We start from the raw sequence: 12599 nt of genomic DNA on the forward strand, positions 1-12599 counted from the left end.
TTAGCTAATAGCTTTTTTTAGTTTTTTGAAAAAGATTTCTTCACGATTGGCAATGTCCAGAAGTTCATCGGCAATTGTATTGTAGACATCTTCTTTGGCGCTTCTGTTTTTGTAAATTCTTGAGGCTTCAACGGCAAAATCACGCCATGAATCTCCAATCTGTGTCATCTCTTTTGAAAGAGATTTTAATTCTTCATTATTTAAAATAACCGAAGCTTCTTGTAAAAATGCGGCATAGATAAATCGGAAACCTCCGCCACCTGTACCAATTTCTTCCTGCATACGGACCACTTGTGCCAAATAATGATTGGCTTTTTTAGTGCCATGTTTTACAGGCCATTTTCTAATTTGCTTTGAAACAAATTTGATCCCGCGTACCCCAATAATAGGCATGGGAGCCAACATATCGCGGCAAGTATTTTTGATTCCTTTGATAATGGCGCTTTTCAAATCGACGTCTTTCGGAATTTGAATCGGATAGTACATTTGGCCTCTTGGAGCAAAAGCACCTTTGGCAAAACGCACCTTGTCGAGTTCGTCATGTGTCAGGGTAGTAACCGTTTCCATAACAGGATCGCTAACAAGATAATCGGTTTCGGTTTTTCCGTAAACGACTAAATTATGTGCGTTAAAATGAAAGCGGTATTCATCAGGGAAATAACTCAAATGATACACGCCAACTTGTAATCCGGTTGGGATATTGTTCTTTAAATTTTCGTCCAAAGCCTTATTAGCATTTGTTGTTGAAGAAAATTTTTGTCTTTTTATTTTTAAGTTTAAACGGCTCGCCAGTTTGTTAAAGATCTGTCCAGGCAAAGTTCTGTAACTAATTGCGGGAGCATGATTTACTTTTATAAACGGCAGGTATACGAAGAAAAGTCCGGAACCAATACCAAAAACCATCGGCTCGCTGATATTTAGTCCGTTGTTTTTTAACAAATTCGAAGCCACTCCATTTTCGCAATGAGCAGATTGATGATGTGTAAAATTAGTTTGCATTACGCGGTTTTAATATTTTTTAATTCAGCAATTGAAATTTCAAAAGCATCGGCATATTTCTGTAAAACAGAGTTGTTTAACTTGGCAAAAACAGTGGGTTTAAAATGTCTTTTTACGCGCCATTTCCACATTCCAACATAACTGGATAAAATAGTAAGATCCATTTTGTTGAGTTCCATATAATAACAAATCGGACTTACTTCTCCAGTTTTTACCTGTAGTTTTGCTTCGGCAATTCGTTCGTTTATTTCATCGATAGAATTGGATAATGCGATGGTTTTAGGCTCCCAACCAGTGCTTAAGGTTGTGGTATAGTCGCCATTTTCATCGGTGGCATAAAGCAGTTCTTTGAGATTGTTTTTGGTGAGATTGCCTTTGTCTTGTGGTACATTTTCTTTTTCCATGACGGTTATTTTTAATCTATATCATTAATCGTATAAAAACTAAAATGGGTAATATTTCGATTATAATTAATAAAGTGAGATTTATGAGGGCTAAATTTTTCTTTTTTTTAACAAAAAAATAAATCATTTCTAACAACAAAAATAGACAGTAAGCTTGACTTAAAAAGAAAGCTAATTCATCGGAGTTTATTATAAAAACAACAATAAGTAGCAATATTAAAATTCCTATTCGAATTAGTAAATGATTAAGCGGTTTTTTTGTATCCATTTAATTATTCTTCAACTGAAATCGTCTTTTGAATGAACAAATTAATTTCGCATTCTAAAAGTATTTTGTCAGCAAGCAGACTCTCGCAGCTCATGGTACATAGCGTATAATCGTCGCCTGCAAATTTTGAAACCAGATTGGCTTTGGTAATAATAGTATCACCTACTTTTGGCAGTGTATGTATTTTCAGGTTTTTTATTGCACTAATAAAGCCCAATACATTTACGTTCTCATTTTCTGTTCCGTCTTCGTCAAAAAAATATTTTTTGCCTACAATAGACGAACAGGTTTGTGCGGTGTTTTCAATTAACCCGGCTTCAATAAAAATGTCGTTTTCAACAAAAATATTATCTTCCCGGATCAAAAATGTGGTTTTTACAAAACTGGAATCTATATCCAAAATTAAATCCACCATAAGCAACGGTGCTCGGTGGGGTAAATAGTTTTGTATGTCAACTCCGGTTTTCATACCTAATATATTATTTGGCTAAAACGGTCTTCATTTGTCCGTTCGCAATTTCTTCATTATTCAGATAAGTTACAATGTCTACCAGCGTAATTCCGGCAAACTCCTGTAAAATAGTTATGGTAGATTGAATCGTATCATTGACTTTTGGCAATTTTTTGATTTCAATTTCTTTGATCGAACCAATGTAACCCGTTGGGGCCGTTTCGTTTTTCAGGAAAAACTGGTAACCTGTGTGCAACGCCACAGACTGTGCCATGTGCTCGATTAAACCTGCTTCTAAAAAAGTATCGTTGTCAGAAAAAACATTATCGTTTTGAATTTTTAAACCTGCGACCAATGAGGTTTCGGTAAACGAATACATTTTATCTACCATTACAAAAGGAAACTTTTGCGGTAATAAATTCTCGACAGCGTCTTTCTCTAAAAGTAAACTTGTTTCCATTAGCAAACGGTTAAATAAGCATAAGCAAAGGAGAATCTTCCGCTCTCAGGAACAGACAATAGAATACGATCTCCCTTTTTTAAATTTCCTGAATTCATTAATTCTTCCAAAGCTAAGTAAATAGAGGCTGAACCAACATTCCCTACTCTTGAAAGATTCATGAACCATTTTTCATCGGCCATCCCGATTCCTTTCTCGGTTAGTCCTTTTTTTAGTCCTTCCACAAAAAAGTTAGAAGAAACATGAGGAATAAAATAATCAATCTGATCGGAGGTGATGCTGTTTTTATCCATAGCCTCTTTCATGCTCTCCGCTCCTTTAGAAAGAATAAATTCATCCAGTAATTTTACATCCTGTTTGATGGCAAAAACCGATTCGTTTAACCATTGCTCCGGTGCATAATCGCTCCAGGCTTTGATCTCGCCATTTTCTAATTTATCACCACCGGCATACATACAGGTTTCTAATTCGTAAGCATAGGAAAAGGCTTCCATCCATTCAATTTTTAAAGAGACAGGTCCTTTTGGTTGGTTCTCTAGTAAAAATGCTCCCGCTCCATCAGACAACATCCAGCGTAAAAAATCTTTTTTGAATGCAATGATAGGCTGTTCTTCCAGATTTTTCAGATTGGCAGCTTCGTGGTTATACATTTGGGCATTTAGCCAGGTTGAAACTTTTTCAGATCCTGTGCAAATGGCATTTTTTGAGTTCCCTGATTTTATAGACAGGAAACCAAATTTTAAAGAATTCATACCCGCACAGCAAACCCCTGTTGACGAATTTAGTTCTACAGATTTGTTTTTTAATAAACCGTGTACCATTGCAGCATGTGAAGGCAGGAAGATATCAGGAGTTGAGGTTCCGCACGAAAGTACTTCAAGGTCCTGTGCTGTAAAGTTTTCGTCGAACAACTGCACGATTGCATTTCGCGTTAACTCGGCGTTGTTATGGGTGCTTTTCCCGGATTTGTCTATAGCGTAATAACGGCTTGTAATTTTATTATTGCGCAAAATAATGCGTCTTGCTTTAGAAGCAGCATCATTAATGAGGCCTAAATAGCTTTCCATCTCGTCATTAGAAATGGCTTCATTTGGCAAATACTTTGCGGCTTTGGTAATATATACTTCAAACATAATCTAATTTCGTCTTCTAAACTCCTTGATAATATTGAGTTTCTCTTTTTATGGTTTTTAACTTAAAGGGGTAGGTAATAAGGTGCAATATATACACTATTGGCGAGATTAACCATATTGCCAGGAATAAATAAACATTAAATACTTTAAGAAGCATTTTTCTGTTTTTTTGATTTTTATAAATCAGATTCGACCATTTATTAAAAATTTTATTTGCGGTTTTATCAACGGTTACCAGATAGGGGCTGATTTTAACGGCGTCAATAGCAACCAGTTTGGGTTGTAAATGTTGTAATTGATTTTGATTGAATTCAGAAAGGATCACTTCTCCAAATTTATCCGACTCCTGTATGTCTTTCTCCGATACTCCCGGTAACGGAAAAATGCCAAGATATTTTTTCTTAACGCCAGAAAACATCCATTCTACAATCGTGATTACACTGATTAAATTTCCAACACGATCTACTAAAGCAACGTTTCCAACTAACTCAGCATTGGACTCTTTTAGTAAAACTTTGATTTTTTCCTGTGCCATAATCCACATATTGCGAGAGCCGCTGATGGTGATGACAGGGGTGTTGTTTAGTATTTTTTTAGCATCGGCGCTTTTTAGAAAGGAATTTATAGGAATGGAAGGAGATAAATACCAAACCTGATAATGAAATAATACCAAATCGTATTTTGTGTTTAGAATTTCTTCCGGAAGGGGTTTTAATTCGGTTGGAATTTGTAGAAATGATTCCGGGAAAGCATCAAAAAAGGCAGCTTTATTCCATGGAAAAGGAAAGGGTTGCTGCAGTTGTATTTCGTGAAAAGTTACATTTATTTCTTCTGAATTTAGGAACGGTTTTGCAATGTTTTGTGCGATTGTTCCCAGTTGTCCAGACTGCGTATAATAAATAACGAGAACGTTTTTCATGGAGGTTTACTTACTTTGGTTGCGAACAAAAATAAGTAAATTTATTTAAACGAATTTTCTTGTTTAAACGAATCGTCTTTGCGAGATGCTGAGATCCTTTAAGTCTTATCTCAAATCATTCCAGAAATCGAAATAATTGAACCATTGCAAAGGATATTTTTGCAGAATAGTTTCAACGCTTTGTACATATTCTTTCAGTAAGCCTTTTTCATCACGATGTTTCACGGCAGCTTCTCTTGCGTACAAATGATAATGTAAATTGGGTTCTTTCATGACATACACAAAAACAACAGGAACTTTTAATCTTGAAGCAATTAAAAACGGACCTGCCGGAAAATGAGCTTCCTGACCCAATATTTTTTCCGAAAGAGATTTTGTGCCTTCAAAGTAGCGGTCACCGGTAAAACAAACCAATTCGTTATTGGCCAATGCAGCATTGATCTCAAAGATATGAGAAAGATCCTCTTTGATAATGATGAATTTTACGGTAGGTTTTTGAGTAACGCTTTCCAGGTACTTTTTTATGGAAGAATGTTCCAGATCAGTAGTAACCAGATTGATTTGAAAATTGAGATCGATATCACCAAGGAAATGTTCGGCAATTTCAAAATTTCCAACATGGGCACTAATCAAAACACCTCCTTTTTTTTCAGCCAAAAGCTTTTTCAGGATCTCAATTCCGTCAAATTCATAAGTGAACTTATTTCGCATTCCTGCCGAAATCGAGATTTTATCAATGATGGTTTGTCCAAAAGTGTAATAACTTTTGAAAACCATTTTTTTAGATTTGAACCAGGAATACTGCAGCCTTTCTTTAAAGTAATAGAAAATGGCTTTGTTGCTTTTTTTTAAAAACAAAAAGTAATACGAAGCAACAAAATAAAGCAGGACATAAGCAGCCTTAACACCCGCTTTTTGTATTAAAAAAACGAATATTCTATAGCCTAAAACTGTACCTTTTGATTTGCCATCCCATTGACTCATTAAACAGCTTTAGCTTTTAGTTTGGTTTCGATAAGGTCATAGAAATTCTGAAAAGTAGCAATTCCAACAAAATCAACTTCTACCAGTTTTACACCAAAGTTAGCTTCGATTGAGACTACTAAGTCTACATAATCTAAACTATCTAATCCAAGTGTATCTTTTAAATTAGCATCTGGTTCAATATCATCATTGTCTACTTCAAATTCATCAACCAAAAAACCATTAATTCTTGCTATAATCTCTTCTTTATTCATCGTTCAATTTAAACTTTTTAACCACCAACGCAGAGTTGGTTCCTCCGAACCCGAAGGAATTGGACAAAAATATGTCAAATTTTTTGTTTAAAGTAGTTTTGACCAAATTTAATTTAGCAGCATCTTCGTCTGGATTCTCTAAATTGATGTTTGGGGCAATGAAATCGTGCTGCATCATTAAGATAGAGTAAATTACCTCACTTGCTCCGGCCATCCAGCATTCGTGACCTGTCATTGATTTGGTAGAACTTACATACGGATTTTTCTCTCCAAAAACCTCAAAGATCGCCTTGGCTTCATTTCCGTCCCCCACCGGAGTTGAGGTTGCATGAGCATTTATATAATCAACATCGGTTGCTTTTAGTTGTGCATCATCAAGCGCTCGCTGCATGGCTATAGACGGGCCCTCGACATTGGGAGTTGAGATATGTCCGCCATTTGAAGAGAATCCGTAACCGGCAACTTCGGCAATAATGGTAGCACCTCTGGCAATTGCTGATTCGTAGCTTTCCAGAATTAACGTTGCACCGCCACCACTTGGAATTAATCCGTCGCGATCCTTGTCAAAAGGGCGGGAAGCTTTTTCGGGTTCGTTTTCTCTGGCCGAAAAAACACCCAAACCATCAAAACTGCTCATGGCATATTTGTTGATTTCCTGCGCGCCTCCGCAAATGATAATATCCTGGAATCCGCTTTTTATTAAAAAATAAGCGAGACCTATAGAGTGTGATCCACTGGCACAGGCTGCACTTATGGTAAGATTGATACCACGAAGTTTAAAAATCGTTGATAAATTCATTGTAACCGTTGAATTCATCGATTTAAAAATAGCTCCCGAGCCTATTAAGGCAGTGTCTTTTTTTTCTCGTACAATATCATTAGCGTCAATAACAGCTTTCGAGACACTGTCATTTCCGTACATAATACCCACTTCGCGATTATCAAAAAAAGTGTCATCAATATTCGCATTTTTCAATGCTTCGATAGTAGCCATATAAGCATATTCGGTTTCTTCACCAATACTCATACGCTGTCTTCGGGTTAATAAATTTTTTAAATCAGCTTTCGGAACCATTCCCGTTAGGGCAGATTGAAAACCAAATTCTTTTCTTTCAGAATCAAACTGAATACCAGATTTTCCGTTGTATAAAGATTCCTTTACTTCATCTAAAGAAGTTCCGATACAAGAATAAATTCCCATCCCAGTAATTACAACTCTCTTATTCATCGTCTTTAAAAGTAATTTTTATCTGTTACTTGCAATTTTTAACACATAGGAACATAGCTTTTGTAAATTCAAAATAGGCGTTTCACTTATTTGAAATACACATAGCGATCTATGTGAAAGAAATCTATTTCTTTTTTGTACTCTTTGTACATAAAAATCTATGTTTCTATGTGTTTAAAATATTTTCTAAGAATAAATTCCTCCGTTTATATTTATAATTTCTCCTGTAATGTAACTTGATTTTTTTGAAATCAAAAAGCTTACCAAATCTGCAACTTCCTCAGCTTCACCAAAACGGCTTGCCGGAATTAATTTTAGTAATTCTTTTTCGTCCAATTGGCTTGTCATATCTGTTTTGATAAAACCAGGAGCGACTGCATTTACAGTAATGTTTCGTTTAGCAACTTCCTGAGCCAATGCTTTTGTGGCTGCAACAATTGCACCTTTTGCTGCCGAATAATTGGTTTGTCCGGCTGTTCCTTTTACACCCGAAACAGAAACCATATTAACAATTCGGCCATATTTATTGCGTAGCATTTTTTGGATAAAAAACTGCGTTACATTAAAAAATCCGTTTAAACTCGTGTTTACTACACCGTTCCAGTCTTCGGGAGTCATCCACATAAAAAGACCGTCTTTTGTAATTCCCGCGTTGTTGACGATAGCTTCTACAATAGCTTCAGGGTTAGCTTCCTGCCATTGTGTTAACGTTTTTTGTACCTCTTCAAAATTGGAAACATCGAAACCTAAGATTTCACCTGTTGCTCCTAATTTTTGTATTTCCTGAAGTGTTGCTTCAGCAGCTGTTTTATTCGAGTGGTAGTTAATCAGGATATGATAATTTGCATCAACGGCTAATTTTTTACAAATAGCACTTCCAATTCCTCGTGAACCGCCAGTTACTAATACACATTTCATATTCAGAATTTATTTTTTAGTCGCTCGGTATGGTATTGTTTTTCGATTAACAATTTCATATTCAGAGCTTATTTAGTATTGATTAATAGGTTTTATTTCTTCTTTTTGGCTGCCGATTTTGTAGCCGCTTTTGTTTCTGACTTCGCTGCAGTTTTTGTTTCTGCTTTTGGTTTTTCAGCAGCGACTTCGGCTGTGCTGTTTCTTTCTCCTGATTGCGAAAATAGTTCGGCATTTTCAAACCATTGGTTGCCTAACACGGTTCCGTCTGGTTTAAGAAATCCCCATTTCCCTTCGTTTTTTACTCGTGCCACACCATCAATAAAACCTTTGTCTTGTTTTACAAATAACGCAATGACAAATCCGTTTGCCGTGATACCGTATTGCGTTGGAATAACCAATTTTCCGGTTTGATTGATGAATCCCCAGTTTTTTTCTTTTACCGGAGCCAGTCCGTCCGGACTAAAAACTTCGGCGTCGCTGTAAGTAGGTTCAATTACAAATTCTGCTTTCGGATTGATAAACCCCCATTTTGAACCTACACAAACCGGAGCTAAGTTTTTTGAGAACGCTTTTACTTTGTCGTATATCGGGGTAATCACCCAATTTCCTTTTAAGTCAATAAACCCAACCTTACCATTTTTTCTGGCATAGGTCAGATCCTGAGTGTCAAAATCCCAGATTTTTTCAGCTCCATCAACCGGAATAAAAGTTCCGGAGCTAACAATTCCAAAGCTTTTATCTTTTCTTGCCCAGCTTGTATTTTTGAAATAATTACCTATTTCCTCGTAAACAGGCTCAATCACTTCTTTACCGGCAGTATTAATAATTCCCCATTTTTTATTGTTTTCAACTCTTGCAAAACCGTTTTCAAAAGATTTGATTTGATCGTATTTTGGTTCTAGAACAACGGCCATTTTCGAATTGATTAATCCTACCTTACCGCTTTGTCTGATAAATGCTACGCCATCTTCAAAGTCAAAAAGTTTTTCTGAAAAAGGAGCTTTCTGGATTTCACCTTTTGTATTAATATAAACCCAATCCTTGTCTTTTTGAACAATTGCAATTCCGCTGTTGAAATCTTTTACATTCTTAAAATCAGCAGGAATTACCCATGCGCCTTTAGCATCTATAAACCCCCATTTTCCATTGTTTTCTACAGCTGCCAGTCCCTCAGAAAAGCTTTTTGCTGATTTGTACTGAGGCTCAATTTTAAAGTTTCCGTCTTTGGAGATGTATCCAATTTTAGAATCTTTTTTAACTAAAGCCAGTTCCTGACTATTAACAAATTGAATAGTGAATGCAAATAAAAAAATAAGTGTCTTTTTCATGATTTTAAAGGTTCAATATTAATAATGTAAAAATAAGTATTAACTGTGAATCAGGTAATCTTTTACTTTTTGAACAAAAGGATACATGACCTGATCTTCTTTAAACTCAGGAATGATGTTTCGAACATCGTCATACCATTTTTTGGTAACAGATGAAATTTTATCTTTTTGTCCTAAATAATCTATTGCCTGAACAATGGTAATCATTTCGATACTTAAAACTTCGAAAGAGTTTTCGATCACTTTTGAAGTAATAACGGCTGCATTGGTTCCCATACTTACAATATCCTGATTGTCGTTGTTGTTCGGAATACTGTGAACGTACATTGGGTTAGACAACATTTGGCTTTCGGCAGTTGTTGAGGTGGCAGTAAACTGTACCCCCTGCATTCCGAAATTAAATCCTAAAGTTCCTAAGTTGACAAACGGAGGAAGAATTTCGTTGATTTTTGAATTCAATAAATAATTCAGCTGACGTTCAGCTAACATGGTCAGTTTGGTAATAACAATTTTCAGTTTATCCATTTCAAGCGAAATATAATCACCATGGAAGTTTCCTCCGTGATAAACGTGTTTGTTTTTTACATCTATAATAGGATTGTCGTTTGCGGAGTTAAATTCGTCTTCGAGAATAGAAGCAACGTTATTAATTGTTTCTAAAACCGGACCTAAAATTTGAGGTACGCAACGCAACGAATAGTATTCCTGAACTTTTTCTTTAAAGATTTCTTCGGTGTTTTCTCCAGAATATAAGTGGTCTTCTCTTTTACGGATTAAGGTACTGTCGGAAAGATTTTGTCTCATTCTTGAGGCTACTTCCTGTTGCCCTTTGTGACGTTTGGTTTGGTTTAATTCTTCAGAGAAGTGATCGTCGTATGCCTGAACCAATTCGTTAATTGCACAGGAACATTTTAGAGACCAGTCTAATAATTTATTGGCATGATGTACATTTACAACCCCAATTCCGGTCATTACAGAAGTTCCGTTTATTAAAGCCAGACCTTCTCTGATTTCTACCTGGATAGGTTTTAAACCTTCGATTTCAAAAACTTCAGAAGTTGGTCTTCTGTCTCCTTTGTAAAAAACTTCGCCTTCACCAATTAAAACCAAAGCCAGGTGTGACAATTGTACCAAATCTCCGCTGGCACCTACACCACCGTGTTCAAAAATAAGAGGAGTAATATCTTTGTTGATTAGTTCTGCCATTAGGTGAATTACAGAAGGATGAACACCTGAATTTCCTAATGATAAAGTATTTAAACGAGCCAGTATCGCTGCTTTTGCACAAACAGGACTCAAAGGTTTTCCTGTTCCTGAAGAGTGGCTTCTAATTAAATTGTATTGTAATTGTATCTGGTCAGATTCTTTAATTCTATATTGAGCCATTGGTCCAAAACCAGTGTTTACGCCATATATTACTTTGTTTCCTGAAAATTCTTTTAGGAAATTGAAGCTTTCATTCACTCTGTTTAAAACAGCATCGCTTATCGAAACTTTGTTGTTTGAAAATATAATAGATTCGAATTCTGCTAAACTTAAATATTCATTAATTGTATTCATTAAACTGGTTTTGATTGTGCTAATTTAATTTTATTTATCAAAATAAATGTAGTTATTTTGATGATGGCAAATGTAGGTTAATAATTGATAATAATTTTAATATGATAAAGGAGTTTGTTGATGTTTTAGTCATTGGCGCAGGACCATCAGGATGTGTCTCGGCATCGTATCTTCATAAAAATAATATTAAGATAAAAGTAGTTGAAAAAACGAGGTTTCCGAGGCTTGTGGTAGGGGAAAGTCTTATTCCGCGAGTAATGGATCATTTTGCTGAGGCTGAGCTTTTTGAGAGTCTGGATACTATGAATTTTGAGAAAAAACTTGGTGCTCGTTTTATCAGAGGAGAAGAGATTTGTGTATTTGATTTCAGTAAAAAATTTGGCGAAGGCTGGGACTGGACCTGGCAGGTGCCGCGTGCAGATTTTGATCATACGATGGCACAGGAAGTACTTAGAAAAGGGATTGATCTGGAATTTGAAACAGAGGTACTCGAAGTGTCTTTTGAGGGTAAAAACTCTAAAACAATTGTAAAAGATAAGGATGGAAATCTAAAAGAAATCCATGCTAAATTCATTATTGATTCCAGTGGATACGGACGTGTTTTGCCAAGACTTTTAGATTTGGATACCCCTTCAAAATTAGATCCGCATTCTTCGATATTTACACACGTAAAAGATATTAATAGGGAAGAAGGTGAAGAAGGAACTCAAATTTCATTTGATATTCTGGAAACCGAAGTCTGGTTATGGGTAATTCCTTTCTCTAACGGAAATACTAGTTTAGGAGTGGTAGGGCCAACCGATTTTATTAATTCGCTTTCAGAAAATAAAGATAATGCCGAGGCTTTAAAAAATGCCATTCAGAAATCCGATTATTATATCAAAAGATTTAAAGGAACAGAATTTTTGTTTGAACCGGTAAAACTTGAAAATTATTCACGAGCGGTAAAAAGAATGTACGGTGATGGTTTTGCTTTGACGGGTAACAGTTCGGAATTTTTAGATCCTGTTTTCTCATCTGGTGTTGCTTTTGCAACTGAATCCGGAATGTTGGCAGCAAAATTGTACCTTAAAGAATCACAAGGAATCGCTGTAGATTGGGAAGTTGAATTTACACAATATATGAAACGCGGTATTGCAGTTTTCACCACTTATGTACAGGAATGGTACACAGGAAATCTTCAGACTTTATTTTTTCACCAGCCGGAAAACCCGGATGTGAAGGAAAAGATATGTTCGGTATTGGCAGGATATGTTTGGAACGAGGAAAATCCGTTTGTAAAAAAACACGATCACGTGATCAAGAATATGGCATATCTACTAAATATGCAAAAAGAACAAAGTCCTGAATAATCAGGGCTTTTTATTTGGGTAATTGTTTTTTAATGGAGCGTCATATTTCGCCTATATGGAGCTCTTTTCTGTGCATTAACCATTTCTATAAATATTTTATCCCTCTGGGATATAAAAAGAGAAGAGGTTTCTTTTCTGTTTTTATTTAGATAATATGCCTTGTCTGCTCCGTTGGAGCAAAATATGCAAAAAGAACAAAGCCCTGAATAATCAGGGCTTTTTATTTAGGTAATTGTTTCTAATAGAGCGCCATATTTCGCCTATATGGAGCTCTTTTTTGTGCATTAACCATTTCTATAAATATTTTATCCCTCTGGGATATAAAAAGAGAAGAGGTTTCT

General features: G+C 35.7%; 13 protein-coding genes. 1 reads left to right on the top strand and 12 read right to left on the bottom strand.

Annotated elements, in window-relative coordinates; translation table 11 throughout:
* The 12 genes from OGZ34_RS05160 to OGZ34_RS05215 form a co-directional block, all read right to left on the bottom strand.
* Entirely contained in the window at positions 1 to 999 is a 999-nt protein-coding gene (locus OGZ34_RS05160) for a BtrH N-terminal domain-containing protein (protein ID WP_263362341.1), read from the bottom strand.
* Positions 999 to 1403, bottom strand: coding sequence for a hypothetical protein (locus OGZ34_RS05165; RefSeq protein ID WP_173964731.1), 405 nt, complete (start codon positions 1401 to 1403; stop codon positions 999 to 1001). Before OGZ34_RS05165 ends, OGZ34_RS05160 begins: the two co-directional genes overlap by 1 nt.
* Before the next feature lie 272 nt (positions 1404 to 1675).
* Positions 1676 to 2140: an ABC transporter permease gene (locus tag OGZ34_RS05170; protein WP_263362342.1), complete on the bottom strand. Its 465-nt coding sequence runs from the start codon at positions 2138 to 2140 to the stop codon at positions 1676 to 1678.
* 10 nt (positions 2141 to 2150) lie between these two features.
* A complete protein-coding gene (locus OGZ34_RS05175) occupies positions 2151 to 2582 on the bottom strand; it encodes a hypothetical protein (RefSeq protein ID WP_173964733.1) in 432 nt (143 codons plus the stop codon).
* Positions 2582 to 3715: a beta-ketoacyl-ACP synthase III gene (locus OGZ34_RS05180; protein ID WP_173964734.1), complete on the bottom strand. Its 1134-nt coding sequence runs from the start codon at positions 3713 to 3715 to the stop codon at positions 2582 to 2584. Before OGZ34_RS05180 ends, OGZ34_RS05175 begins: the two co-directional genes overlap by 1 nt.
* A gap of 16 nt (positions 3716 to 3731) precedes the next feature.
* Positions 3732 to 4634: an NADPH-dependent FMN reductase family protein gene (locus OGZ34_RS05185; RefSeq protein ID WP_263362343.1), complete on the bottom strand. Its 903-nt coding sequence runs from the start codon at positions 4632 to 4634 to the stop codon at positions 3732 to 3734.
* Positions 4635 to 4739: 105 nt separating this feature from the next.
* Positions 4740 to 5618 carry an LpxL/LpxP family acyltransferase gene (locus OGZ34_RS05190; RefSeq protein ID WP_173964736.1) on the bottom strand — a complete coding sequence of 293 codons (879 nt, stop codon included), beginning with the start codon at positions 5616 to 5618 and terminating at the stop codon, positions 4740 to 4742.
* Positions 5618 to 5872, bottom strand: coding sequence for an acyl carrier protein (locus OGZ34_RS05195; RefSeq protein WP_173964737.1), 255 nt, complete (start codon positions 5870 to 5872; stop codon positions 5618 to 5620). Before OGZ34_RS05195 ends, OGZ34_RS05190 begins: the two co-directional genes overlap by 1 nt.
* Positions 5865 to 7100, bottom strand: a complete 1236-nt coding sequence (locus tag OGZ34_RS05200) for a beta-ketoacyl-[acyl-carrier-protein] synthase family protein (protein WP_173964738.1) — start codon at positions 7098 to 7100, stop codon at positions 5865 to 5867. The genes OGZ34_RS05195 and OGZ34_RS05200 overlap by 8 nt, the downstream gene beginning before the upstream one ends.
* Positions 7101 to 7286: 186 nt before the next feature.
* On the bottom strand, positions 7287 to 8018 hold the full coding sequence (gene fabG, locus OGZ34_RS05205) for a 3-oxoacyl-ACP reductase FabG (RefSeq protein ID WP_173964739.1): 732 nt from the start codon (positions 8016 to 8018) through the stop codon (positions 7287 to 7289).
* Positions 8019 to 8110: 92 nt separating this feature from the next.
* Positions 8111 to 9346, bottom strand: a complete 1236-nt coding sequence (locus OGZ34_RS05210) for a WG repeat-containing protein (protein WP_263362344.1) — start codon at positions 9344 to 9346, stop codon at positions 8111 to 8113.
* A 39-nt stretch (positions 9347 to 9385) separates the two neighbouring features.
* On the bottom strand, positions 9386 to 10906 hold the full coding sequence (locus OGZ34_RS05215; protein WP_263362345.1) for an HAL/PAL/TAL family ammonia-lyase: 1521 nt from the start codon (positions 10904 to 10906) through the stop codon (positions 9386 to 9388).
* Between the two features lie 101 nt (positions 10907 to 11007).
* On the opposite strand from OGZ34_RS05215, the gene OGZ34_RS05220 reads away from it, so the two are divergent.
* Positions 11008 to 12258, top strand: a complete 1251-nt coding sequence (locus OGZ34_RS05220; RefSeq protein WP_263362346.1) for an NAD(P)/FAD-dependent oxidoreductase — start codon at positions 11008 to 11010, stop codon at positions 12256 to 12258.
* Positions 12259 to 12599 lie beyond the last annotated feature (341 nt).

The organism is Flavobacterium collinsii, from assembly GCF_946903285.1.
Classification (GTDB): Bacteria; Bacteroidota; Bacteroidia; order Flavobacteriales; family Flavobacteriaceae; genus Flavobacterium; species Flavobacterium collinsii.